The sequence below is a fragment of the Actinomadura spongiicola genome, assembly GCF_003432485.1.
Taxonomy (GTDB): Bacteria; Actinomycetota; Actinomycetes; order Streptosporangiales; family Streptosporangiaceae; genus Spirillospora; species Spirillospora spongiicola.
Genome location: NZ_QVNQ01000011.1, coordinates 1 through 25064 on the forward strand (window position 1 = coordinate 1; position 25064 = coordinate 25064).

The 25064-nt window shown below is 65.4% G+C and carries 23 protein-coding genes and 1 tRNA gene; 9 read left to right on the forward strand and 15 right to left on the reverse strand.

All coding sequences use genetic code 11. The features are described from left to right. Positions 1 to 163: SAM-dependent methyltransferase (locus D0T12_RS36805; protein WP_325050853.1), on the reverse strand; the 163-nt coding region annotated here is incomplete at its 3' end. 23 nt (positions 164 to 186) lie between these two features. Between D0T12_RS36805 and D0T12_RS28965 the strand changes: the two genes are divergently transcribed. After that, on the forward strand, positions 187 to 1632 hold the full coding sequence (locus D0T12_RS28965) for a recombinase family protein (protein WP_117403530.1): 1446 nt from the start codon (positions 187 to 189) through the stop codon (positions 1630 to 1632). Positions 1633 to 2236: 604 nt separating this feature from the next. On the opposite strand, the gene D0T12_RS28970 is transcribed toward D0T12_RS28965, so the two are convergent. Genes D0T12_RS28970 through D0T12_RS28980 form a run of 4 tightly spaced genes read right to left on the reverse strand, consistent with a single transcriptional unit; the run spans position 2237 to position 6201 of the window. Next, entirely contained in the window at positions 2237 to 2584 is a 348-nt protein-coding gene (locus tag D0T12_RS28970) for a hypothetical protein (protein ID WP_147339676.1), read from the reverse strand. Next, entirely contained in the window at positions 2581 to 2934 is a 354-nt protein-coding gene (locus tag D0T12_RS35050; RefSeq protein ID WP_147339677.1) for a hypothetical protein, read from the reverse strand. The genes D0T12_RS28970 and D0T12_RS35050 overlap by 4 nt, the downstream gene beginning before the upstream one ends. Continuing rightward, complete coding sequence (locus tag D0T12_RS28975) at positions 2924 to 3976, reverse strand: replication-relaxation family protein (protein ID WP_117403533.1); 1053 nt, start codon at positions 3974 to 3976, stop codon at positions 2924 to 2926. The genes D0T12_RS35050 and D0T12_RS28975 overlap by 11 nt, the downstream gene beginning before the upstream one ends. Next, the gene (locus tag D0T12_RS28980; RefSeq protein ID WP_117403535.1) at positions 3973 to 6201 is read right to left on the reverse strand and encodes a type IV secretory system conjugative DNA transfer family protein; all 2229 of its coding nucleotides are present in this window, start codon (positions 6199 to 6201) and stop codon (positions 3973 to 3975) included. The genes D0T12_RS28975 and D0T12_RS28980 overlap by 4 nt, the downstream gene beginning before the upstream one ends. Positions 6202 to 7148: 947 nt before the next feature. Here D0T12_RS28980 and D0T12_RS35055 point away from each other — a divergent pair. Then, on the forward strand, positions 7149 to 7382 hold the full coding sequence (locus tag D0T12_RS35055; RefSeq protein ID WP_147339678.1) for a hypothetical protein: 234 nt from the start codon (positions 7149 to 7151) through the stop codon (positions 7380 to 7382). A 326-nt stretch (positions 7383 to 7708) separates the two neighbouring features. On the opposite strand, the gene D0T12_RS28990 is transcribed toward D0T12_RS35055, so the two are convergent. Together D0T12_RS28990 and D0T12_RS35060 are read right to left on the reverse strand one after the other, a co-directional pair. Next, the gene (locus D0T12_RS28990) at positions 7709 to 8464 is read right to left on the reverse strand and encodes a methyltransferase domain-containing protein (protein ID WP_147339679.1); all 756 of its coding nucleotides are present in this window, start codon (positions 8462 to 8464) and stop codon (positions 7709 to 7711) included. Between the two features lie 138 nt (positions 8465 to 8602). Then, entirely contained in the window at positions 8603 to 9775 is a 1173-nt protein-coding gene (locus D0T12_RS35060) for a helix-turn-helix domain-containing protein (RefSeq protein WP_147339680.1), read from the reverse strand. A gap of 1116 nt (positions 9776 to 10891) precedes the next feature. On the opposite strand from D0T12_RS35060, the gene D0T12_RS29000 reads away from it, so the two are divergent. From D0T12_RS29000 to D0T12_RS29015, 4 genes are all read left to right on the forward strand, one after another. Beyond that, a complete protein-coding gene (locus D0T12_RS29000; protein ID WP_117403542.1) occupies positions 10892 to 11098 on the forward strand; it encodes a DUF397 domain-containing protein in 207 nt (68 codons plus the stop codon). A 1120-nt stretch (positions 11099 to 12218) separates the two neighbouring features. Continuing rightward, positions 12219 to 12291: transfer RNA gene (locus tag D0T12_RS29005), tRNA-Leu, on the forward strand. A 644-nt stretch (positions 12292 to 12935) separates the two neighbouring features. Then, entirely contained in the window at positions 12936 to 13556 is a 621-nt protein-coding gene (locus tag D0T12_RS29010) for a LuxR C-terminal-related transcriptional regulator (RefSeq protein WP_158581667.1), read from the forward strand. A gap of 240 nt (positions 13557 to 13796) precedes the next feature. Further along, positions 13797 to 14498, forward strand: a complete 702-nt coding sequence (locus D0T12_RS29015; protein ID WP_117403546.1) for a spherulation-specific family 4 protein — start codon at positions 13797 to 13799, stop codon at positions 14496 to 14498. A 26-nt stretch (positions 14499 to 14524) separates the two neighbouring features. Here the strand turns inward: D0T12_RS29015 and pqqE are convergent, their stop codons facing one another. Genes pqqE through pqqA form a run of 5 tightly spaced genes read right to left on the reverse strand, consistent with a single transcriptional unit; the run spans position 14525 to position 17680 of the window. Beyond that, positions 14525 to 15652, reverse strand: a complete 1128-nt coding sequence (gene pqqE, locus D0T12_RS29020; protein WP_117403548.1) for a pyrroloquinoline quinone biosynthesis protein PqqE — start codon at positions 15650 to 15652, stop codon at positions 14525 to 14527. Continuing rightward, the gene (gene pqqD / locus D0T12_RS29025; protein ID WP_117403550.1) at positions 15649 to 15915 is read right to left on the reverse strand and encodes a pyrroloquinoline quinone biosynthesis peptide chaperone PqqD; all 267 of its coding nucleotides are present in this window, start codon (positions 15913 to 15915) and stop codon (positions 15649 to 15651) included. The genes pqqE and pqqD overlap by 4 nt, the downstream gene beginning before the upstream one ends. After that, a complete protein-coding gene (gene pqqC, locus D0T12_RS29030) occupies positions 15905 to 16651 on the reverse strand; it encodes a pyrroloquinoline-quinone synthase PqqC (protein ID WP_117403552.1) in 747 nt (248 codons plus the stop codon). The genes pqqD and pqqC overlap by 11 nt, the downstream gene beginning before the upstream one ends. Beyond that, on the reverse strand, positions 16648 to 17547 hold the full coding sequence (gene pqqB, locus D0T12_RS29035; protein WP_117403554.1) for a pyrroloquinoline quinone biosynthesis protein PqqB: 900 nt from the start codon (positions 17545 to 17547) through the stop codon (positions 16648 to 16650). The genes pqqC and pqqB overlap by 4 nt, the downstream gene beginning before the upstream one ends. A gap of 10 nt (positions 17548 to 17557) precedes the next feature. After that, on the reverse strand, positions 17558 to 17680 hold the full coding sequence (gene pqqA, locus D0T12_RS35605; RefSeq protein WP_158581668.1) for a pyrroloquinoline quinone precursor peptide PqqA: 123 nt from the start codon (positions 17678 to 17680) through the stop codon (positions 17558 to 17560). A gap of 353 nt (positions 17681 to 18033) precedes the next feature. On the opposite strand from pqqA, the gene D0T12_RS29045 reads away from it, so the two are divergent. Next, positions 18034 to 18996: a DUF5954 family protein gene (locus tag D0T12_RS29045; RefSeq protein ID WP_117403558.1), complete on the forward strand. Its 963-nt coding sequence runs from the start codon at positions 18034 to 18036 to the stop codon at positions 18994 to 18996. A 91-nt stretch (positions 18997 to 19087) separates the two neighbouring features. After that, positions 19088 to 20380 carry a phosphodiester glycosidase family protein gene (locus D0T12_RS29050; RefSeq protein ID WP_199487769.1) on the forward strand — a complete coding sequence of 431 codons (1293 nt, stop codon included), beginning with the start codon at positions 19088 to 19090 and terminating at the stop codon, positions 20378 to 20380. A 257-nt stretch (positions 20381 to 20637) separates the two neighbouring features. Here the strand turns inward: D0T12_RS29050 and D0T12_RS29055 are convergent, their stop codons facing one another. From D0T12_RS29055 to D0T12_RS29065, 3 genes are all read right to left on the reverse strand, one after another. Then, the gene (locus tag D0T12_RS29055) at positions 20638 to 22221 is read right to left on the reverse strand and encodes an outer membrane protein assembly factor BamB family protein (RefSeq protein WP_117403560.1); all 1584 of its coding nucleotides are present in this window, start codon (positions 22219 to 22221) and stop codon (positions 20638 to 20640) included. Positions 22222 to 22252: 31 nt separating this feature from the next. Beyond that, a complete protein-coding gene (locus D0T12_RS29060; RefSeq protein WP_233526345.1) occupies positions 22253 to 22690 on the reverse strand; it encodes a LytR/AlgR family response regulator transcription factor in 438 nt (145 codons plus the stop codon). A gap of 291 nt (positions 22691 to 22981) precedes the next feature. Next, a complete protein-coding gene (locus D0T12_RS29065) occupies positions 22982 to 24568 on the reverse strand; it encodes a carboxylesterase/lipase family protein (protein ID WP_199487770.1) in 1587 nt (528 codons plus the stop codon). A 222-nt stretch (positions 24569 to 24790) separates the two neighbouring features. Between D0T12_RS29065 and D0T12_RS29075 the strand changes: the two genes are divergently transcribed. After that, complete coding sequence (locus D0T12_RS29075; protein ID WP_117403564.1) at positions 24791 to 25015, forward strand: hypothetical protein; 225 nt, start codon at positions 24791 to 24793, stop codon at positions 25013 to 25015. Positions 25016 to 25064 lie beyond the last annotated feature (49 nt).

Here is a 25064-nt window from a genome sequence, read left to right on the forward strand (position 1 = left end):
CGAAGTCGAGGAGACCGGCGGCCTCCTCCAGGATCCGGTCGGTGTCGCGGATGTCGGCGTCGATGAACGCCGTGGGCGCGGTGACCCCGGCCAGCAGGGCACGGGCATGATTCAGGACGATCGGATCAAAGCTTGCCGGGTAGTGTGCACGGTGAAAGAGCACGCCATCCGAAGGGATCAACGGCCATGAGTCTCGCCGCAGCGTTCGTCAGGGTCAGCACGGGCAGCCAGGATGAGTCTTCCCAGGTCAAGGTCATTGACCGCTACGCGCAAGAGCACGGGTTCACGGTCGTTAAGACGGTTCGACTCAAGGGGTACAGCGCGTCAAAGGGGATGCAAGAGCCTGCGCTTCGTGAAGTGATCGCGGACATTCAGCGCGGGGACTACAGCACTCTAATTGTCACGGAGTCTTCCCGGCTGGACCGGCGTGAAGACTTGGACGCGCAGGCTGAAATTCTGTTGGCGATTCGTTCGGCGGGTGGCGACGTGATCTCGATTGCGGAACCGACTTTCGGTAAGTCGGACTTCGCTGGACGCGTGGTGACACTAGTCACGCAGTACGGGAACGCCGAAAAATCCAAGAACGTGCAGAGGACAACTTACCGGGGCATGTCGATGATTCGGGACAACAACGCCTTCAAAGGGGTGTTGCCCTCTTTCTGGGCTGCAAGAGGTCGTCGGCACGCAAAGCAAGCGTATTGCACTGACCCGCAGGCGGTAGCCGACATTTACGAGCGCATCGCCAAAGAAGAGTCTCTGAGTTCCGTTGGACGGACCTACGACCTTTACCCGGCAAGCATCAAAACCTTGATCAGGTTCGCGGCAAATCACACGGGAATCGTGGAATGCTCACACACCTATGAAGGCGTAACGGAGACGTGGACGCACGAAGTTACGCCCGTGGTCGATTCTGCTCTATGGTGGCGTGCGAACAAAGTGCTTGACACCAACCGGACGAGTGCCCGTGCAAACAGGGGCGGCCGTCCAGTCGCGTCGCCCACAAATTGGCTTTCCGGAATCCTTCCGTGCCCGGAATGCGGGGGAAAACTCTACATCGCTACCGGACTCACCCCGGCAGGAAACCCGCGAACGCCAAAACTGACATGTATCGGTAAGGGAAAAAAGCGCCTGTCCTGTCGCCGATTCCAGCGTTGCGAGGCAAAGCCGGTCATACAATTGGTCGAAACCTGGTTCGGGAACGACACGACAGACATCCTCGCCTTTCAGCGCGTCGCGGGAAACGCCCATGAACTCGACGCACTCAAGGCCGAACTTCTCAAGATCCAGGCCCGCCTTTCTGCGACTGAGGACGACGACGAACTAGACGCAATGGTCGCGGACCGCAAAGCCATCAAAGCGCGTATCGAAAAGTTCGTAATCGTGCCGGACAGTTACGACTACGCTCCCACCGGGCAGACGGTTGCCGAGATGTGGACGCGCGGCGATGACACCGTGAAGCGCAGAATGGTCCAAGCGGTTCGGGATTCCTGGGGCCTGTCCCTGGTCGTCCACGAGGGAGAACCGCGAATCGTGATCGGGACAGACCCGACGGGCGCGACGGGTGAAGCGGACGGAATCGTTGACCTAGGGGACGGATTGTGTTTCCGTCGCCGAACCTCGCAGGCGGCGTAACCGTTCACCGCAGAACAACAGAGGCTCACTCGGTTCGGGCACCGAGTGAGCCTCTCTCTTGCCGTTGGGTCGTCTATTCCGGGGGTTGGGGTCCGGGGACCACGATCACGATGCGTCCAGCTTCGATGTGGGCGAGGACTTCGGGAAGCCTGACGTCATGGTCTAGGAAGACAACGCCGTGGCCGTGCGCGCTGTCTAAGGGCCCTTCACGGGCATCGTTCAGGGTTCGGGCTCGCCAACGGCGTTCATCGTCGGCGAGTGGTTCCCGTTCGGCGACGGCACGACTGATCCATTCCCGTAGGTCCGGGGGCAGCCGGTAGGCGCGGCGGCCCTCAGGGCGTCCCTGGGAGTCGTTTGCGGCAGAGCCGGTCATGAGGATGGCTCCGAGGTTCCCGATGGACTAGCAGCCTTCTCAGACGCGTCTGCGCGCCATGCGCGTTCCATCTGATAGCTCGGCTTGGCCTCAACCGGCACCGACACGAGACCTCCCCATGCGGATGTGCCCGCGATCAGCAGGGCCGCCATGACGGCGACAACGAGTACGACCTTTAGGAGGATTTCCACGAATTGAAGAAATTTCCCGTCTGGACCAAAGAACATCACATCACCTTCCGATCGCCTTTCCGTCCATTGGTTCGTCGGGCGGTGGTTGGGAGGGTTGGGTGTACCTGTTGATGTGGTGGTGAATGGCGAGGATTGCTAGAGCGGTTTCGATGGCCATACGCACGCCGAGGGATACGACCAGCCACGCGGGGAAGACGCTGACGATTCCGAGCACGCAGAGCGTTAGGCCGATGCGTGGTTCTGCGATAACGAATGCCGTCAGGGCGAATCCGGTGAGAGTGGCCGTGAAGAACTGCACGATCGCATGAAGGTCATTCGCGAAGGCAGGTGTTGCGATTCGGTCGAGTGGCGCGTTCAGATGCCCCATGAGATTTCGCCAGTGGGTCACGTGTCGTCCCCCCACTTCTCACGCGCGTAGGACTCCGCCGCTTTCCATTTTTCGACGTAGCGTGTCATCCATTCGCGGGTGATGGCGGTTGCGGTATAGCTGACGGCTCCGAAGTTTCGGGTTACTGCATAATGGTGGCCTTCCCACTCTTCGCTGGGGATTTCTCCTAGGATTCGGCCGATGCGGTCCACTTCCGTCCGTTCGGCGTCGTCGCCTTCTCCGAGGACCGGTTGAGATATCTCTACGCGCGACGGGATGGGAAGGTCTAGGTTGTTCTCGATGAATGAAGCGAGTTCGCGGAGTCCGGCCGCAACTTTGATGCGGCTTAGCGCGTCTTTGCTATTGGTCACGGTTTTCTCCCTCTCCGTGGGATGTGGTTGAATTTGCGAAGGCCGCTAGGGCAAACGTGGCCAAGTCGAACCGGCTGACGTAGATAAACTGCGCAGCCTGGTCCCCCATTCGGCTGACAATGCGTCGGAGCGCCGCGCATCGGTTATCGTCTTCGACCGTCACCAAAATCCGGGGAATGGTGCCGTCGGGCCCGGCGACATTTCGGCCGATGAAGTCCATGTACTTGTCGAATTTCGCGCGGACAGTCGGTGTGCTTTCGGTGCCTAGGTCCACCTCGATCCACCAATGTTGGCGACGGTTCGTATCGGGGACCGCGACTTTGATATAGGCGTCGGGTCGGAGGTATCCGCCGTTTCCGTCGTCCTGCCAGCACGCGGGTTCAGCAATGAAATCGGCGAGCTGAAGACGACCCTTTCGGACGGCTTCAACACATTGGACGTAGAGTTCAGAAATGACGAGTGCGTGTCGGTGTGACCACCTCCCAGGCTTGATATCCGCCAATTCTTGGGGACCTTTGCGCCCTTCTGCTAGGCGCATAAGACGATGTGCCGAAGGGTCCAGGGAATACACCGTCTGTCCGGAGCCGCTCAGTACGCCGCCCATTCTCCTCTCTGTTGCCGAAACTGCGTGCCAGTCCAGAAGCCGCCGCATGACGTATTGGCAACTGCGTAGAGTGAGTCCGTCGAAATGCAGCCGGTGAATTTGCCCGATCGTCGCGGAGTTGAGCCGGTAAAGCGTAGCGATGATCTCCCGGTCCCGATTTGTAAGACGATTGTCGAGCCAGTTTGTACGAGTTTTGACGCGGGAAGGGGGGCGAGGGGGGCCAGCGGAATTGGGGGGAGTGGGGGGTTGGGAAGGCTGACCGGAGGAGCGGAGCGACGAGGGGCGGATTTCCGGAGGAAATTTAGGCATCCGGTTAGGCTCTTTCGAGGCCCCGACCTGCGCGGACAGGCCCGGATAGACTTCGCGCGAGCGAAGACGGATGCGAATGCGGAACCGCAAGCCGAACGGAAGGGGGTAAGGGATGGCGTAGCCGGTCATTCTTCCTCCTCTTGAGATTCCCAGCTATTAGCGGCCGGATTGATCTGCAGAGCGGTCTTGATACGCCGTGCGCGTGCTTGATCGACGGCGAGCCGGTCATTTCCGTAACGGGTGAGCGAATACAGCCGGACCATTTCCGGATCGTGTAGCGCGCCCGGCATCATGAATGTGGAGCCGGTGACCGGTGCACGTGTGGAACCGTCGATACAAGGCCGCATGGCAATTTCCCAGGCGTCCAGATTAGCCAGGTCTTCCCGCTCCAATGGCGCGAATCTCCGCGCCATTGTGTGCGCATCCGCGTACTCCAACTGAAAGACGATCTGCGTTCGGACGGTTCCGAGAATGGCCGACGCTACCTCGGGAGTAAGTTGGTTCAGATACTGGAAGGCGAGTGTCAACCCCCACCCGAGACCGCGTGCCTGTGCCAGGATGTCAGCCAATTCACGAGCAGCAGCGAAACGAAGAACGTCGGGGAATTCGTCCAGGTAGGCGAAGACCGGCTTACGCTTGTGTTTAGGGACGGTTGTTCGGTGAAGGCATTCTTGCCATAGGCACGCGAGGACCAGAGAGCCTAGGAGTTGCGCGGCCTCCGGTCCGATGGACCCTTTTGATAGAGGAACCAGCAGTATTTTCCCGTCTCTGAATACTGATCCGAGGTCCACCCCTGTGCTCTGCCCCAACATGAGCCGCAACGGAGCCCGCACGGTAAAGGCCCGAATCTTGTTGAGGGTGGGCCCGATGACTTGCAGTTGTTCAGCCTCGCTCATGCGGTCGTAGACACTCCAGAATTGCAGCACCGCGGGGGATACTGTGCCGTTTTTAAGAACCATTCTCCTGAAGTCGGGGTTGAGGAGAAGCTCCGGCAGTTCTACGAGAGTCAGCGGTGACCCGTCGGCACCCCTCGATGAGATTAAGGACAGCAGGGAGTTCCTCATCACGTCGGCAGTTCTCGGGCCCCACGAGGTTCGCCACAATTGTGAAAAGATATGTACGGTTCGGTCAACGACAAGTTCTCGGGAAAGCTCGTCACGGGCAGATTGAAGCAGGTTAAACCCGACCGGCGTTTCGAGGGCCGAAGGGTCCATGAGAATGACGTCATCCAGCCGTTTCTCAGGGATGCGCGCGAGGATATCGGCGACCAGGTCTGATTTCGGGTCTAGAACGACTCCGCCGTATCCCGCGTTGATGTCCTGAAGGAACATGTTCGCCATTAGCTCGGACTTTCCTGCGCCCGTGGGAGCTTGCAGCGACACATGCCTTAGACGGTCGTCAGGGGCGAGCGTGAGCGGTCGGCCCTCCATACCCGGATAATTCGACTCCGCCACAATCAGGCCCGTATTAGGCATGTCAGGCGGTACCGGCAGCTGGGCCGCGCTACCTGTCGCCAATCCCGGAACGGTGATGCCCTGCGGAGGCATCCCCACGACTGCCGCAGCCTCCGCAGCATTCAGCAAGCACGGCCAGGGACCAACCAGGGTGAAGGCCCGTGGATACACCTTTCCGGCAACATAGGCGGACGGGAGGATACGAGGAACGAGTGCTACTCCCGGACTGTTGAGCACGCCCAGGCCCGCCATGACGCCGGACATCAGAAGTCCGGCCCTGCGCTTGTGCGGAGCGGAGACGGCGACCCGTCCACAGGCTTGCAGCAATGGCGTTGACTGCTTTTCCCGGAAGTCGCGCACCAACTCCGCTGGAGGTTCCCCTTTAAGACGAGTGTGACGCGTGTTTCGGAATATCCATTGAATCCGCACGACTTCCGCAGGGTGTAGCGGATAGAGGACGGACAAATAGCCCGCGATGGCGGACGCGCCACGATCGGCGGCGAGCGGACGCCAAGAACGTGAGCAACGCAATTCCCGCGCGAGCCGGATAGCGGGACGGCTGGACAGGTATTCCGGATCATCTTCGATCCGGATGCTCGGAAGCGTCGTGGTAAGGGTGGTGACGACACGTGGCGCGAGAACGGACGGCACGAGAACAAAGTGCCTGATTCCTCGCGCGGTTGCGATGATCTCGAATGTGATCGGTCTGTTGCGGGTTGAGCCTGCCAGAATGCTAAGCATTCGAGAGACGTCGTCAAGGTCGATATCGGATGGCAGTCGGAGACGCAGTGCCATTAGATCCGCACGCCATCTCCGAGCTTCCCAAGCCTGGAATACGGCCACCGACAGGAAACCGGCTGAGAGGAATCCGAGCAGTTCGATTGCGGGCCACCATTGCATAACGCTGTCTCCTCGTGGTCGGTCAGTAGCGGCGACGACGGAGAAAAAGTCCCACGAAAACGATGGCGAGGATTGCGCCACCGACCAGAGGCAACAGAGGCACTAGCCATTGGTATGTCAGATGCGCGAGGTAGGCGATTACGGGGATGGAGATCAGGACGGCGAGAATTCTGGTCCAGATTGAGCGGCGGTAGTACCTGGCCATTGACATGTCCTTTCGCGGAGGCGAATTCGGGCACATCAAGCCTGACCGTGATCAGTGACGGATATCAACGATTCGTATCGCTAGCTAGTAGCAATTCTTTTGATTTCGGTTCGCTGAACCTTGTTGATATGGCTGCCCGGAACGTGCCGAGGACCTGCTATACACTTGCTGCCGGAGCACTGTTTCCGCAGGTCAGAGGGTGTATTGACACGTTCCATAGTTCACAGTGACAGAAGCGGCAAAGGTGACGTATCGTAGACACCTGCTTGAAAGACACCCCGCAGCATGTCCGGCCGGCAGTGTTTGCGCAGGTCAAAGGGGGTTTGCCGTGTGCCTCAAGGGCCTGCGCGCCACGCATGGTCGCGTAAGTGATCTTCTAACTCGGCACCCGACCACGGAGTGGGTAGCCGTATCGCCTTCGAGAACGTCTCTTACGGCACAAAATCGGAACGCTCAATATCGGACCGGTCAGGAGAGCAACGGAAAGGCACTGCGGGAAGTGGCGGCACAAGTGGAAACAGAAGTAGACGAGATCTACGACAAACTACGAGGCGAGGCACTCCACTACGGCGCGCGGAGAGCCCGACTCTACAAACACGGCCGGAAATTAATCGATCTACTCGTACCCGCTAACTCCCCAACGGACGTTAGCTACGCTCTCCGAGCTGTCCAAGCGGAATACCTTATCCGATGCGCGATCTCACTTCTGAAACCACCGGACAGTGAGGCAGTCCGTATCTGCTTGGCCCTGGAAAGCGAGGCAATAGCACTCCAGACACTAGAGAGCCGCAGGCAGAATGCGGCACAACTCTACGGCGTGGCTCCCAACACCTTCCGACTCAAGCACGAACCGGCCTTGCTGTTTGATCTGGCATTCATGATCTACAGCGTTCTTATTGGCGCAGACGGAGCCGAAACGCTGCAAAACCTTCCCGACATCACCGCGCGATCCGAAGAGCAAGGGAAGGGAGATTGAGCGAATGCCGACAAGCAGGGTGACAAAGTGATCGCTCGGCGATCTCTCGGGATGGGATCAGGCCCAAAAGGCGGATGTGGGACTGTGGTCAGTTCAAGCTACCTCGGTAGCTACACGGTCCGATTCGGAGCTACGACGCTACGCAGCGTCAGCCGAGACGATATCGACTCGGGGGCGGCTGTAGGCTTCTCCTTCTCACCCCTGTACATGCCACGCTGGTCGTTCTGATCAGCCGTCAGAGACGGTCTCAGGGCTGCACATAGCCCACTCAGAAGAGTGCCCGCCCCACCGAACGGGACGGGCACTCACGGACGGAGACGGCTAGATCATCGCTCGTCTGAAAGCTCACTTGTTGGTGAACGGAGCATCATAAACCGCGCCCGACCGTAGCGCTTTACCGTCGTTTCGCCACCCCCATGAACCACGAGGCTCACGAGTTCCCGCCGATAGGGAGCGACGAGTATTCCGCCTGTCTTCGTCTGATCGATCCATTGCGGTGGAATATCATCGATTCCGCACGTGATGTGTATCCGATCGAAGGGCGCTTTGTCGGGAAACCCCTCCGCGCCGTCGCCGGTAACGAGATGGGGCGCATATCCGGCGTTCAACAAATGTTGTGCAGCCTGATTGCCGACTTCCTCGTCGATCTCGATTGATGTGACGTTGTGATCGCCAACGACGGCACTTAGTAGGGCTGCCGTCCATCCTGTTCCTGTGCCTATTTCGAGCACATTGTGTCCTTTGCGGGCCCCTAGAAGTGACAGGAACGCGGCGACGGTAGAAGGCGCAGATGCCGATGATGTGAACCGCGCGCCGTCTTTCCCCGCTTCCGTGATGGGACTCTCCCCGGCGTTGATTTGCGTGATGATTGCCACGTCGAGGTAAGCGGAACGCAGCCACTCTTCCGGGTTGGCCTGCCTGTCGATGATGTAGCTTTCATCGTCGTCGGGCGAAACGTAGGCCAGGTCTGGAATGAACAGATGCCGGGGTACTGCCAGAAACGCGTCACGCCACGGGCCGATATCACCGAGCTTTTCAATCTCCCGGATCATCGCCCGGTTAAGGCGTTCCGCCAGATTCACTTTCCTTTCTCGTGCTTCCCGCCGCCGGGGGGGTTCGGCTTTTCCGGGGGAGGAATCGGTCGCCCCTTCTCTTGTCCGTTCTTACTTGGGTCGTCCTCATGCCTACCCATGTGCTTTTTCCTTTCTCGTTTGGTGCTTCTAGATCGTGCTTGACGGCTTAAGTACGGCCGTGCGGAGGAGTTCCCGCGCTAGCCGGATCTCTCGACTCTTCGTCCACTGGGCGGATTCACGTAGGAGAGTTTTCGTCTTCCGATCTAGTCGGATGGAAGCGACCAGGGGAACTAGGTACGAGACCGCCGCCATAAGTTGCGCGGCGCGGTCGAAGTCACGTGTATGCAGGGCTACCCGTGCCGCATCTGCAAGAGCGTGGGCTTCTTGCTCAGGTTCAGAAACCCGAGCGGATTGCTCGAAAGAATCGAAGGCTCGTCGATCTTCGCCCAGGTTATGGAGCACGTTCCCGGAAGCGTGCTGAACCCACCCGGAATCCAGCGGTGAAATACCACTAGCTTCCATAGCTTGGTCGATGAGATGTTGTGATCGACGCTTGGGCACTTCTGGCTTACGGCTCAAAGCCCACGCCATATACGCCTTGAGGGGTGCGCGGAATCCCTCGCTGACGTCGGGGAGTTTCAACCCCTCTTGCGCGTGGAAAGCTGCCCGGTCTGCGTTCTTTCCTTCTGTCAGAAACAGGTCGCTCAACACAGCATGTGCGGCAGCCTGCCTCTCCCAATCCTCGCATTTTCTCGCTAGGTCCAATGCCTTGCCCGCGTACCTTTCGGCGAGATCAGGACGTCCCGAATCGCAGAAAACCCATGCGGCCTGCCGCGAGAATTCTGAAGCTGCGCCTTTGAGTGCCCTTCCCCCATGTGGCAGATATGTTGCCAGGCTTTGCGCTTGTGCATGGATTCTCTGGGCGATTGGTATTCCGCCTAGTTCCTCCCTCATGTCAGATGCGCGCCGGGCAAGTCCCAGGACGTACCCAGGATCTTGGTAAGGACTGTCAGGCGTCTTCGGACCAGTGAATACAATCGGGGCTTTTCCGGCAAGTGCGGCACCGGCTATCTTCATGACGCTTTCGTTGAATTCGCGGCGTTTCACCGGGTTCTCCCTTTTAGGACGGATGACCACTTCCCAGCCTATATACCCCAGGTACTCCGCGTAACGCTTGATTCCAGGGTCTCGGCGTCCTGTGAGGACACTAGACACCCACCCCTGAGAGCGTCCGCCCAGCTCACGGCCTAACTGACGCTGGCTCCATCCGTGCTCTTTCATGATCAGATTAAGCGCTTCGGCCGGATCTGTCGTCTCCATGGCCTGAGCGTACGTCGGAGCGCGGTCAGCTTCTACCGCTTCACGGGCGAAAGCGTGAGTCTGTACGGCACGCAGGACCCGCCCAGGCCACGGAGTTTGATCAGGCGCGCACGAGCAGCAGATACGCCGCTTCAGATCGATCTCCGAAATATTGGCCTGACGGGAAACGAGATGCCCTCGACACGTCTTCGAGGGCAGAGTCCGTCAAGGCGGCCCCGGTCCCGATGAGCCACCATCGGGAGTGCCCGGGGCCTAGGCCCGACAGGGAGGTCGGACCCATGGCAGATCCTACGGGTATGCCGTTGGATGAGTTGGCCCAGGAGCTGACGGGCGAGTGCCGCGCCCAGGTGTCCGGTGAGACCCTGGTCGTCGCTCTGCGCGTGCCTGCGAGCATTCAACGGGCCATTGCCACCGACGGGGAGCGGTTCCGGTGGGGAAGCGAAAACGATCTTGGTTCCGTTAATGACGTACCGGGGGCGGCGGCCCGTGTGCTGTCGGTCCTGTGGGGTGGCAGACGCGGACGGGGGTGCGCGTTGTGACCGACTTGGCCATACCCGAACGCAGACTTGCCGCTCTCGCCATCCATTTGTCCGCACGGGGATTTCTGGCTGACTTTCACGGTTCGACACTCAAAGTCGCCAACCCATGCGAGCGTGGGTGCTGCGATCGTTACCTTAGCGATTCGATCACGTGTCGCCCCCGGAAGGACGACGGTGGAGTCCTGTGGTTCTACACATCGTGGAACGAACCCATCTCACCAGCATATCAGGTCGTTGATACGGCGCTGCGAATGCAGGGGTACCTGCGACCGGCGAAACGGTGACTCATGGGAGCGTTTCCGGTACCTGCCGATCATTGGCACGTGGCGACGTCGCGACACGGAGCTTTGCAGATTTCCCCGGAACGGCAGAACCGCGCCACGGCGCTTGCAATGGTGCGTGATCTGCTTGTACGTGACGGGAATGTGACCGGTGACCCTTCGTACGCCGAAGCGCTTCTAGCGCTTGACAAAGGTTACGACTCGTACAGGGTGGGCCGAATCTTTTACGTGGCGTTCGCGTGCGCGTGTCCGCCACAAACTTACCAACACGACAATCATGAGGAGAAGGCACGGCCTTGGAATCGCTGACCTTTCGGAGATCGTCGCGGTGCGCGGAACTGGACCAAGAAGGGTGTGTGGAAGTCGCGAGCGCGCAAGGGTGCGTTATCGTTCGCGACTCGGTGAACCCGAACGGTCCGATGTTGCGCCTTTCCCCTTCCGTGTGGCGAAAGCTTTCACTATTGGTGCAGGTCGAGCCTGCGTACGCGCGGATCGTCGAATGATTCGCTAACGGCTTGGATGCAGGGGGTATTAGGCCAGGGAACCGGCGACGAGGCTGGGGAGCCGTCGCCGGTTCCCTTCCATAGGGTAGGCCCTGACGCGTCATAGAGCGTGTGGCATGTCTCCAGGAGAGCCTTCTGTGGCAGGTGTGAGAATGGAGCGCGGTACAGTGAAACACTGGCATTTTTGGCGTTTGCGGTGGGATGCAACGAATGTGCTCGCCGGGCAAGATATTGACATCGATTTCTTTTTTGCAAATAACAGGTATCGTACACCGTCTGCGGCTTTTGAAGCCGTCGCACGCGATGCCCTTGCGGAGTACCCCAGTGTTAAACGATCTGCTTTAGTGATGAACCTCTCCGAAGCTCCGGCCGATCGGTCTATCTGTTATCAGGATGGGCCATTTCTTCACGTCGTCTGGAAACTGGTCAAATGTTCCAAAGGACAATGCCCCAAGGTTAGGCGCTCCGCAGCAAACGAGGTCATGGACTGCTTGAGGCGCTCCGACGTTCCGCTAACAGTCCACGAGGGCAAGAGGGAAACTCGCTAGTGACCCCTTGTCACTCGGCGCTCACCTATACTTACTGTCCGCATCTTGGCCCTGTTCAGAGGACTAGGCATCTGAGTATGGGTTAGCTGGACGATCGTGCGTACAACCCGACTTGCTTCGATCCCAGGATGCGGAATTCCATCTGCTCCCCTAACCGGCCCTGTCAGAGCGGTCGCCTGCACATCCGCTCTCGGGTTCCGGTCCCACCGTTGAGGAAGACATCTGCCGTATGCGTCAAATATACGGCACCTATGCGCGTTCCAGGGCAAGCTAGTTGTTACGGATGATCAGCCGAGTCCCGCAATGGTCACATCTTGACCACAAAACGTCATTACGGGGCTTCGGCACGGCGGGCCACCACGGGGAATGGGGGCGGGGGCTTGAACGGACGGCGTCTCGCGATCGCCGACGCACGGCCGGATCCGGCCGGAAGCCGTACGGGGGCACGCCTGCGGGTGGCGCGGCGACCCCCGCGCGCCTGGACCCCACGACGGGACGCGAACCGATTATCGTCGCACGCGCCCGCCCGGACCGGCCGGCACCGGCCGCGTCCACCCCTCCCCGCGCTCTCTGCCTCCGTAGCCCAACGGCAGAGGCATACTCCTTAAAAGAGTAGAAGTGTCGGTTCGAATCCGACCGGAGGCACAGAAACGCACCCCGCACTTCACGGCGACGAATATTCTTCGTCACCGGATGATCAGCTCGCGTTCTTCTCGCGACCCAAAAGGTGAAAAATATTCGGGTAAGGTCGGCCGGTAGTGCAGGTGGGGCGGGTGCCGCCGCTCCGGTGCCCCGGTCGGCCCGCACCGCCCCGAACTCTCGTCACCCAGAATAACGAGGCGACCCCGGGCCGGATACGCCCTTCCGCGAGAAGCCCCACCGCGACACCGGAACTTCGCCATGGCGCCGGCGGGCCGTCGGCCGCGCCGCGACACGCGGTTCCGAGGAGCCGATCCCCGAAACGTCCCGGAAATGGCGTTCCGCCCGCGACCGTCGCGTCCCCGGCCGTCCGGCGCCGTGGCCGTCCGGAGCGCTCCAACGGGAATGTCGAAGGGTTTTCGCGGCGGCGGATAACGCCGACCCCCGTTCCGCTGGCCTGCTGCGGTCAAGATCGTCCTTTATTCTTGACGCATGTTCTGCTGTCGGTTTGCATCGAAGGCGTCGCCGGTTGCGTGCCCGCTGGATCCACTGCGGCGTCAGTATTGCGAGCCGGTGGCATGAAGAGTGATTTTTCAATGAAACTTGGAACCGTGCCGGGACCGAGGTCGAAAGCGGTTCGGGTGTTGGTCGTGAGCGACAATCCCGTATCGCGTATCGGGTTTCGGTCCCTGTTGGGCGCGGCCCCCTCGGTGGACGTGGTGGGCAGCGGAACCGTCGAGCGCTCGATCGTCGGGGTGCGGGTGCACCGGCCCGACGTGGTGCTGCTCGACGCCTCTCCGCCGCCGCCCGACGGGATCGCGCGGCTGGCACGGTCCGGAACCCGGGTCGTGGTCGTGACGGCCGAACAGCACCCGCTCGTCCTCGTCCAGGCCGTGACCGCGGGCGCCCACGGCTGTCTCGTGTACGGCCACTTCGAGCCACAGGCGCTCGCGGACGTGCTGGTCGCGGCGGCGCGCGGCGAGTCGTCGCTGTCGCGTCCCGCGGTGACCGCGCTCGTGCGGTGGGTGCACGACGGCGGCGGGCCGCGACCCGATCCCGGGCTGACCGCGCGGGAGGTCGAGATCCTGGAGCTGATCGCCGCCGGGCTCACCAACCGGGAGATCGCGCGGCGGCTGGTCATCACGGAGAAGACCGTGAAGAACCACGCCCACCAGATCTACAAGCGGCTGGGCGCGGCCGGGCGGGAACACGCCGCGGCGCGCTGGCTGGAATTGAATTCGGCGACCGGTGAAGAGCCGGACCGGCCGTAGCCCCGTCCACGGCGGCGGCCAATCATACGCGGCGGCGAGAGTCCTAGGACCCTGCCCATACCAAGATGGGCCCGCCACCACCTTTACCCGGCTCGCGGCACTGTCGCATGATCAGGTAGTCCACGTTCCAGGGCCATTATCTTTCTGCCCCTTGATGTGAACGGTGTGGAAATTCGGTCGCCGTCGACATCATGTCCGGGGAGGCTCGGTGGAACTCGCCCATCTGTGCGCGGAGGCGTCATGCTCAGGATGACCAGTGAGGTGAAGGGCCGCGTCACGTCGGTGGCCGTCCCCGCGTTCTTCCACCCGACGGCGCTGGACTGGACGACCGTCGCCGACTCCCGCCTCGGAGCGGTCGTGTTCAACGTCGACGGCGGCGCCGGGACCGTCCGGGACCGCGCGTTCGCCGCCGTCGCGCACCGCATGGCCGACGCGGGCGTGCGGCTCGCCGGGTACGTCGACACCGCCTACGGCACCCGTCCGGCCCGCGAGGTCGAGGACGAGGTCTCGCGGTACCGGAAGTGGTACGGCGTCCAAATGGTGTTCCTGGACGAGGTGTCGTCCGTTCCCGGCCACGTGGTCCGGTACGAGCGCATCGCGGCGGGCGTGCGGCACCGGGGCGCGGAGTACGTCGTGTTCGACCACGGCACGTACCCCGACCCCGCGTACGCGGACCTGGCCGACCTCCTCGTCACCTTCGAGGGGCCGTGGTCGGCGTACCAGCATGTCCGCGCTCCCGCGTGGGCGACGCAGATGGACGCCGAACGGTTCTGCCATCTCGTGTACGCCGCGCCGCAGGCCGTCCTCGCGCGGGCGCTGGCGCGGGCCGGGCGGCGCAACGCGGGCGTCGTCTACGTGACGGACCGGGCGGGCGTGAACCCGTGGTCCGGCCTGCCCGGGTACTTCTCCCGGGAGATGAACCTGGTGTACGCGAACCGGTGAGGGCCGCGAACGTCGCGGCACCCCGACTAGGGCGTCCTCGACGATCCGTTGCTCGAGATCCGAGGGCCCCCCGGACGGCGGTAGACGAAGGAGTCCGCGCCGGCGGTTCGCCCGTCCTCGTCCACGGCGGTCGTCGCGGCGCGGACCAGGTCGTGGTCGGGTGACAGCGCGCAGGCCGGGTCGGTGCGGGCGGCGTCGCCGGTCAGCGCGTGGGCCTGGCAGCGGCAGCCGCCGAAGTCGATCTCGCGGCGCGGGCATTCCCGGCACGGCCCGGTCATCCAGTCGGTCCCGCGGTAGGCGTTGAAAGCCGGGGACTCCTCCCAGATCCAGGCGAGCGACCTGTCCCGGACGTTCGGCGCCGCCAGGTCCGGGACGGCGTAGGCGGCGGGGCACGGCAGCGCGGTACCGTCCGGTCCGACCGTGATCGAACGCGCGCCCCAGCCTCCCATGCACGGCTTCGGCACGCCCTCGTAGTAGTCCGGCATGACCCAGACGAGTTCGGGTTTCGTGCCGTGGGCGGCACGCCATTCGGCGACGGTGGCCTTGGCGCGGTCGAGCTGGTCCCGGGTGGGGAGCAGCGCGGCGCGGTTCAGCAGCGCCCAGCCGTAGAACTGGGTGTTGGCGAGCTCGATCCGGTCCGCTCCCCAGCGCGCCCCGACCTCGATGATGTCCGGGAGGTTGTCGAGGTTGTGGCGGTGCAGGACGACGTTCAACCCGAACGGCAGGCCGGCGTCCCGGATGACCGCGGCCGCGCGCTCCTTGTCGCCGTAGGAGGCGCGTCCGGCGATGAGGTTGGAACCGGGGCGCCGCGCGTCCTGGAGGGAGAGCTGGACGCTGTTCAGCCCGACGTCCAGCAGTTCGCCGAGCCGGTCGGGGGTGAGGCCGACGCCGCTCGTGACGAGCTGGGTGTAGATCCCGGCGCGGTGCGCGGACCGCACGATGTCGGCGAGGTCGGGCCGCAGCAGCGGTTCACCGCCGGACACGTGCGCCTGGACGACGCCGAGCTCGGCCGCCTCGGCGAGGACGCGCGCCCAGTCGGCGGCGGTCAGCTCGGCGCTCTTGCGGACGAGTTCCAGCGGGTTGGAGCAGTACGGGCAGTGCAGCGGGCACGCGTGGGTGACCTCCGCGAGCAGCGCCCACGGTGCGGGGATCATCGCAGCCAGCCCTCCGCGCGGATCCGGTCGAGGAACGCGGGCACCTCGTCGGCGAGCGGCGCGTCCGGGTAGCTCCGGCCGAGTTCGGTGACGATGTCGGCCACGGTGCGGCTGCCGTCGCACAGGCGCAGGATCCGGCCGCCCGTGCCGCTGAGCCGCACGGCGCGCTCCGGCATGAGCAGCAGGTCGGCGTCGCGGACGCGGTCGTACCGCAGCATGACGGACCTGTCGAGGGCGGGACGCCACGACGCGTCAGACGGCATCGAACGTCCCCCTTCCGCCCTGCCCCTCGGCGTGCTCGACCGTGTCGAGCAGCGACCAGAGCAGGTCGCACTTGAAGGCGAACGCGGCCAGCACGCGTTCCCGGTCCTCGGGGGTCCGCGCCCACGCCTGGACGAGCCGCAGCGCCTCTTCCGAGTCGCGGCGGCCCTGGCCGACGCGCACCTGGAAGTAACGCAGCCCCTCGCGTTCCACCCACGGGTAGTGCCGTTCCCACGCGGCGATCCGCGTCGCCATCAGGTCGGGCGCGAACAGCTCGGTCAGCGACGACGCGACCGCCTCCAGGACGGACGCGTTCCGGCAGAAGTTGACGTAACCGTCCACGGCCAGCCGGACGCCGGGCAGCACGCCCTTGCCGGACAGCAGCAGCGCCCGGTCGAGGCCGACGGCCGCGCCGAGCCGCAGCCACCGCTCGATGCCGCCGTCGGCGCCGTCGCCGTCCGGGACGCCGTCGTGGTCGTGGACGCGGCGGATCCAGGAGCGCCGCAGTTCGGAGCTGCCGAGCCTGGCCAGGATCAGCGCGTCCTTGACCGGGATGTGCCGCTGGTAGTGGAACCGGTTGAGGACCCAGCGGCGCAGTTCCTCCTTGCTCAGCTCGCCCGCGTGCATGCGCAGGTTGAAGGGGTGGCGGTGGTGGTACCGCTCCTCCCCCAGCGCCCGGAGCCGCCCCTCCAGCTCGGCTGCGCTCAGCCCCGTCCCCGTGCCCGTCACCGTGTTCACAGTTCGATCAGAGCTCCGTCCTGGGCGACCTCGATCCCCGCCTCGGCGAGCTTCCGGTGTCCGGCGTGGTCGGGGTGGACGAGGGGGTTGGTGTTGTTCAGGTGCGTGTAGAGGCGCCGGGCGGCGGGCAGCGCGGCCAGCCGTTCGGCGGTGCCGTTCGGTCCCGTGATCGGGAGGTGGCCCATCTGGGTGGACGTGCGTTCGGTGAATCCGGAGCGGCGTGGTTCGTCGTCGTCCCAGAACGTGCCGTCGACGAAGACGCAGTCGGCGTCCTGGAGTGCGCGGTCCAGCTCGTCCGGCCAGTCGGCGAGCGCCGGGGCGTACACGAGGACCTTGCCGTCCCGCATGTCCCGCACGCGCAGCGCCACCACCCAGGCGTCCCCGGCGGGGTCGAGGTCGGCGGCGTAACGGGGTCGTTTTCCCGACACCCGGATTCCCTGGATCTCCAGCGGCCCGCCGTCGAGGGCCGCCGGCTCCGTCTCGGGGAGCGGGGTCCAGGACAGGCCGGAGTAGGGGGCCAGCACCCGGTCGAGGCGGAGCCCGTCGGACAGCGCGGCGCGCACCGTGCCGGTCGCGACGATCTCCAGGCCCGAGGCCTCACGCAGCCGCGGGATGCCGAGGGTGTGGTCGAGTTCGGCGTCGGTGAGGATCACCCCGGCGACCGGGGTGGCACGCCGGGCGGGTCCCGGGTGCAGCGGGGGGCACTCCTCGATCTGCTCGCCGATGTCGGGCGTCGCGTTGATCACGTACCAGCGTCCCGGCCCGGACTCGACGGCGAGGGAGGCGTGTCGTCTGCGGAGGGAGGGCTCGGAGCGGGCGGCGGCGCACTCGGCGCAGGCACAGTTCCATTGAGGCACGCCGCCACCCGCCGCGGTGCCGAGTATCAGCATCCGCATCGCGGACGGGTCAGCCCTCAGATGTGAAGTAGGCCGTGACCTCCAGGGAGGTCTCCACGATCTGGTAGTCGGGCGTGACCCAGCGGTCCGCGCGTTCGTCGGTCCGGTCCGCGTCCGTGGCGTAGACGGCCATAGCGGGGTGCTCCTTTCCTCTTGGCTGAGCTCGGAGATCGCCTTCGACTACGGGAAGCGCTTTCCGAGCCCGTTCTCCTTGACCGTACGGCGCTCCAAAACACGCTTCCAGGGCCATTCGTGCCAGGGTCCATGAAGTCCGTGCCAGGTTTCGTGGACCCTGCGACCGGCTGTGCCTGACGCGCCACGGCCCGGCGCGCCCCGACCGTCCGGCGCGCTCGCCGTCTCCCCGAACGGGCCCGGGCGCGCCCCCGAAATTCCATTCCCCGCAATTCCAATTAATGCCGGACAATACGGGCCACCGGATATGGGGAAAGGTCTGCGCGGACGCGACCGTCCGGCCAGGATGCGGGCATGACGTTCCCCTTGATGCGCGGGTACGACCACATCAACGTGGTCGCCCGACTCGACCCCGTCGCGGCGGTGCGCGACAGGGAACTCGGCGATCGGATGCGGAAATACCCGAGACTTCTGCCCGGGGGCGCCCCGGACTTCGGGCACGCCGTCCAAAGAGGGAAAGAGTGGCGTATCGGTGCGCTCGGCTGCGACGATCCGTCCTCCGCCCGGTACGGCCTCGCCATCGACCTGCGGACCGACGCGGCCGAGGAGAAGGACCCCGAGACCGCCCGCGCCCTGCTCGCCGCCGCGGCCCGGCTCGACCCCGAGGAGGGCGAGCAGCTCGCCAAGGACGAGTGGGAGCTCGGCGACCGCCGGTTCCGGGTGGTCCGCGTCGAGAAGTTCATCCTGATCGGCGACCGCGTCATGGAGCCTCCCCGGTCCACGGACGCCGACCTGGCCGGGGACGGGCTGCTCCGCGACCACCTGATCGACCCGCCGGCGCCGTGCGGGCAGTGGGAGGCGCAGCTGCGCCTGAACCTGGTCGGGCACATGCCGCCGCCCGGCACCGTGCCCGACCAGGTCCGCGCCGAGGCCCGCCACGCCATCCGCACCCATCCCGGGGTGGTGCTGCTCCCGCCGACGTTCGTCGTCGTCGAGGTCGACGGCGACTCCTGGGCGCCGATCACCGGCGGTGACGATCCGAACAACGCCAGGGAACGGCTGGCCCGGCACTTCACCGGCCTGCTCCCCCGGCTGCGCGAGTTCCAGGGCGACCCCGCCGGACCCGGTGAGCTCGCCGAGTGGACGGCGATCTCCGAGGAGATCAAGGCGTCGTCCGGGCATCGGATCGTCGTGCGGGGACGCGAGTTCCGCACCGTCCGCGTGTCCCGGATGATGCGGCTCGGCCGGGACGGGCCCGAAGGGCCCCGCCCCTGTGACGAGGAAAGCCACGGCCTCACCGGAGCCGCCGAGGCGTGAGCCCCGGCCCGTCTTTCGCCCCCCGCCTTCCCTATCCCCGCCCGACCCGTCATGATCAAGGCGAGCGGGATCAGTGAGGAAGGTGGTACTGATGTCGCGAAGACTCGTGGTCGTCCTCGTCACGGCGGGAATGGTGGCGGGGGCGCAGGCCGTCCCGGCGCATCCCGACGTGCCGACCCCGCCGGACGCGGACGGAGCCGGATCGGGCGAACGACCGGACGCCAGAACGGCGCTGCTGGCGCCGTCCAGAACGGTCGGAAAGCTGCGGTTCACGTCGACGAGCCGTCTCGCGCCGGGCGTGGTGTACCGGACGTTCGAGACCACCGGAACCGGCGGCACCGTGCTCGGCGACCTGCTGGACGTGGACCTGCGGGCCCGGGGCGTCGGCGTCGACCTGCTGCGTCCGTCGGACGTCGCGGCGCGGCGGCGCGTCACGGCGATGGCCAACGCGCAACGCGCGATCGCCGGGGTGAACGGCGACTTCTTCAACGCCGGCGAGACACATCCCGGGGTGGTCGCGACCGGGGCGCCGTCCGGGCCGGCGGTCGCCGACGACGATCCGCTCAAGGGCGCGGTGCCGAAGGGGCAGCGGTTCGGCCCGTCGCTGCCGCCGGGCACGTCCGCCGAGGACGTCATCGGGGTCGACACCGACGGCCGCGCCCGCCTCGGACGGCTGCGCGTCACCGGCACGGTCCGCTCCGACGACACGCGCGTTAACCTCACGCTGCGCGGCCTCAACCAGTACGCGCTGCCGGTCGGAAGCGTGGGGGCGTTCACCGACGAGTGGGGCTCGGTCTCCCGCAAACGGGCGGTGTGCGGGACCGACAAGGCCCGGAGCGCCCCGTGCAGCGACAACACCGCCGAGGTGACCGTCCGGAAGGGCGTGGTGAGGAGGGTGACCGGCACGGTGGGCGGCGGCGCCATCCCCGATGACACGACCGTGCTGGTCGGACGGGAGAAGGGCGCGGACGCGCTGCGCGCGCTGCGTCCCGGTGACCGCGTGAAGGTCTCCTACGGCCTGACGGGCCCGACCCGGTTCAGCTTCGCGATCGGCGGCTTCCCGATCCTGCGGGACGGCGAGCCGCTGAAGGGCCTGGACCCGAAGGGCCCGGCCCCGCGCACCGCCGCCGGTGTGAGCCGCGACGGACGCCACCTGTACCTCGTCGTCGCGGACGGCCGGTCGAAGCGCAGCGCGGGCCTCACCGTCGCGGAGCTGGCGTCCCTCATGGACAAGGCGGGCGCGGACGGCGCCGTGAACCTGGACGGCGGCGGCTCCTCCACGTTCGTCACGCGGACCAACGGAAAGGCCGTGGTCCGCAACGAGCCTTCGGACGGCAGCGAACGCGCCGTGGCCAACGGCATCGGCGTCTTCGTCGACGACTGAACCGAAGAGGCGCGGGCGGGAAGGGTGCCGAAGCACCGCTCCCGCCCGCGCTTTTCGGCCGCCCGAGACTCACGGCCGAGCCATAGGTAAAGGGTTTCTCAGCGTCCCCAGCCGTCACGTGAGCGCGTTACCTGGCCGGGGAGGCGAAGCCGAAGGCGAGCCTCCCCGGCCAGGTCGCGAAGCGATGCAGCGCTCACACAATCACGGTCAGGGGTACGAGCCGCCAGGCGAGTGCCCCTGGGCCGGGATTGCAAAAACTAATGCCCGAAGGCCAGCATCACGTAGCCCTTGTCGTTCGGATACCGGGTGAACGTGTCGCCGGTGAGGACGTAGACCATTCCGTTGGCGACGACGGCGCCGCCGCCTCCGGCCACTGCGCTGCCGCGGCCCGTGCCGCCGTTGACGGTCGGGAAGTCGGCGATGGTGTCGAACGTCCAGAGAACCTTGCCCGTGTCGGACGCGTACGCGCGGACCTTGCCGTCCAGGCTGCCCTCCCAGACGAGTCCGGGCGAGGTCGTCACGGCCGGTGGGTGGCCGAGTCGGCAGATGTTCGGGTACTGGGCCGCGCCGCCGGTCGTGCAGCCGTCCGCCGGGTTGGGGGTCTTCCAGATGATGTGGCCGTTGGCGGGGTCGATGGCGAAGAGCGTGCCCGGGTTCCCCATGTAGGTCGCCACGTAGAGGCGCTGGCCGTCATAGCTGGTGCCCCACTGGATGCCGCTCAGCCCGCCGCCGGGCATGGGCTCGGACAGCTGGCGCTGCCAGACGATCTCTCCGGTGGTCGCGTCGAGGACGTGGTAGACGCCGACCTTCTGGCCGATGCCGATGAGGCGCTTCCCGCCCGCGGTGAAGATGTTCGGGGTGGCGCCGAGGTCGAAGTCGAGCGCCGTGCCGTCCTTCAGGTTCGGGCAGTACTGCTGGTCCTCGGGGGACGGGCTGGTGCATTCCCGGCGCCAGGTGTCGACGTCGGTCATCTTGCGCGTCCAGCGTGCCTCGCCGGTGGCGGTGTTCAGCGCGAGGACGGAGTCGAAGTGCCCGCCGCTTCCGCTGTAGTTCTGCCCGGTGCCCACGTAGAGCGTCTTGGTGACCGGGTCGATGGCCGGGGAGCTCCACACGCCGCCGCCGGCCGGGCCGTAGCGCGGTACGCCGTTCGGCCAGGTGCCGTCCTGTTTCGGCTCGGGCATGGTGTAGAAGCGCCAGTCGAGCTTTCCGGTCTTGATGTCGCGGGCGTCGACGTGGCCGCGGAACTTGCAGCAGGGGTGGTCCTTGCCCATGAGGTTCTCGCCGCTGGACACGCCGACGTAGACGCGGCCCTCGAAGACGATCGGCGAGCTGGTCACGGTGGCGCTGGGGTAGTCGTCGATCCGTTCCGCCCAGGCGAGCTTCCCGGTGGCCTGATCCAGGGCGTACAGGTAACCCCGGGTGTCACCGAAGAACACCTTGCCCTCGGCGACGGAGGCGCCGTCGCGCACCTGGGTGAGGCCGGTGCCGACCGTGGACAGGTTGAACTGCCACTTGACCTTGCCGGTCTTGGCGTCGGCGGCGCGGTAGACGCCGTCCGGGCCGCCGAAGTAGATGGTGTCGCCGACGACGGCGGGCTGGCTGTGCGGGGCGCCGGCCTGCCTCGGGAACCCGAAGGCCCATTTGAACTTGAGGCCGCCGACGTTCTCCGGCGTGATCTGGCGTTCCTCCGAGGCGTAGCGCGAGCCGACATGGTCCTTGGTCCAGGTCGGCCAGTCGGTGGCGGGGGGCGCTCCGGACGCGGCCGGTCCGGAGGCGACGGCTCCGCCCACCAGCAGGCAGGCGGCGGCGACCAGGGCGGTCGCCCGTCTCTTGGCACGCATGTTGGGGTGTTCCCTTCGGGAGCTGGAGGCCTCAGGAACCTCGGGTGTTCCTGGGGCCGCGGGGATTGCGGGCGCCGCGAGAGCTCCGGGCGCTTCGGGAGGCCCCCGGCAGGACTCCCCTGAGCAGCCGGTCGCGGAGCGCGCCGGTGTTGCGCCGGCTGACGGTCAGCCGGGTGCCGCCGACCCGGAGCGTGCATCGCCCCGACTCGACGACCATCTCGTCGATGTGCGCGAGCGAGACCAGGTGGGATCGGTGGATGCGGACGAACCCGGCGTCCCGCCACGCCTCCTCCAGTGCCGCCAGCGAGACCCGCACGAGGTGGCTGCCGTCCCGCGTGTACAGGCGGGCGTAGTCGCCGTGGGCCTCGGCGTACCGCACCTCCGAACGCCGGATGAAATGGACGGCCCGTCCCAGCCCGACCGGGATGAGTTCGTCGGCGTCGGCGGCCTTGACGACGACCACGACCACGAGACGCTCTTCATCCTCGGTCGAGCGGGACGGTTTCCTTCTCTGCGGCGACGTTCGGTTACGCGGCGTCGGGCGACCCTGGAGTTCTCGGCCATCGGGTGGCGTTCGGTCCTGGAATGGGACCGCTCGAGAATGAACCGCTGTGGCTCGCATGCGCTCATGGAATCGGCGTGGCCGAGGGCGTTCAAGAGGCCACCCCATATCTGGCACGTAGCGCACAATTTGCGGCATTCCACGTCAATCCACCTGGTCGAGGAAGTGTCGGATCAGCCGATTACCGGGTTTTGTTGATCAGAACGCCATGTACTTCTCCCAGAAGTCGCAGTGGTGCTGCCTTCCGATCTCCCTGGTCATCTCGCTGTCGCCCGCGGGCACCAGCGACATGACTCCGGGGTCGGACTGGGTGAACGGCGTCCAGAGCGGAGTGCCGGTCACGGTCGGGTCGCCGGTGCGGGCGAATCCCGTCCACTGTGCCGTGAGCTGCTTGCCGAAGGACACCTGGTTGGGCGTCAGTTGCGTATCACCGAACGGGCTGAGGAAGACGCTCTCGCTGATGTGGTACGCGCCGTTGGGCTTCGTGTCGTCCAGGAAGAACATCGGGGGCGCGTCGGCGTTGTCGGTCTGGTAGGCGAACACCTTCATGTGCTTGGCCATCCGCTTGTCGTTGATCAGCGCCGGGCAGACGGAGTTGGAGTCGGCGACGATCGTGCGGTAGGCGATGAACGCGGACGGCTCGGGGAACCGCTCAATCGGATACAGCTTCATAACCTGATCGGCTATATCCCCATATTGCTGCTGAATATTGGTCCTGTACTCGGCGGGCGTGTTCGCGGCCGGAAGCTGAGTCTCGTCGCGGTCGACGCCGTGCATGAGCGTGACGTCGTTGACCTTTCCTTCGACGAACGCCTGGGCGGGCGACAGGGGCAGGACCTCACCGTCGACGATCGGCGCCTGGGTGCCCACGTCCGGGCCGACGCCCCGTCCGGTCTGCTGGAGCAGCCGTTCCACGGGCACGTTGCGCAGGCAGGCGGCCTGGTCGCCGCTCGTACAGCCGACGGCCCTCGCGAACCGCTCACCGGCGGCCTGGGCCTCTTCCAGCGTCGGCAGTTTCGCCGCGCAGTCCTGCGGCTGCCACTGGATGTCGTTGCCCCGCCGCGAGTTGTACTCGCCGCTCTGCGGGATGCCCTTGTGGAAAAGCCCCTTCGACAGCGGCGAGACGCTGTTGGCGCACACGCTCGAACCGCCCGCGGACGCGCCGTAGATGGTCACGTTCTTCGGGTCGCCGCCGAACTTGGCGATGTTGGCCTGCACCCAGCGCAGCGCGGCCTGCTGGTCGCGGATCGCGTAGTTGCCGGAGGTCGCGCCGAGCGACTTGTGCGCCATGTAACCGAAGATGTTGAGCCGGTAGTAGACGCCGACGTGCAGGATTCCGCCGTTCTTGACGAGGTGCTTGCCGTCGGACGGCGCGCCGAACCGGAATCCGCCGCCGTGCAGTTCGACCATCACCGGCAGCGGCTTCCCGTCGGTGTTCTCCGGGGCCGTGACGTTGACCTTCAGGCAGTCCTCGTTGGTCGAGCCCGGCCCGAGGCCCCGCGGCTGCGGGCAGGACGGACCGGCCGTCGTGGCCTCCAGAGTGGTGGTCCACGGCTTGGCGGGCTGTGGAGGCGCCCAGCGCAGCTCCCTCAGGGGCGGGGCCGCGTAGGGAACGCCGAGCCACGCGCGGACACCGTCGCCGACCGTCCCGCACACCGGGCCCTTGTCCGTCTGGACGGTCGTGCCGGACGCGCACACCAGCGCCTTTCCGGCGCCATTGTCTCCGGTGTCGGCCTGGGCGGCGGCCATCACGGGGGTGAACGCGATCGCCGCGGCGCCGATCACCGGGAGAAGCCATCTTCTGTTTCTCGTCCGCGGCCTCTTCATGCCGGACTCAAAGGCGTCCGGACTTTCCATGCTCCTTGTCGAACTCGGCATTTTCATGCTCGTGTCCTTCACCGTCGACTACAGTTCGACGGGCTCCCGGCGGGCATTTCGGTGCGACCCGCCGTCCCGTCCCCCCAGCGGGTGGACGATAAGTCCGGCATAAGCCGACATAACAGGCGCATGCACGCCGACCACGACGAGCGGTGCCGCCCACTCGCCAAGCGGTACCGCCCCCCGGCCGGGCGGAAGCACGTCCGCCCGAATCCTCCGCCGCGCAAGCTGCCCCGCCACCACCTCCAGCGGCTTCCCCGTACCATCCGCGGCCGCGTGAAGCCGATCGGCCGGGCCGAACTCGTCGTGCCGGTCGACCGGTATGAGCCGGCGTATGTGATTTCGGTGGACTGACCCGGCTGTCGTCTTCCCTGTCGAGGGGAGTGGGCCGTTTTCGGGAGGT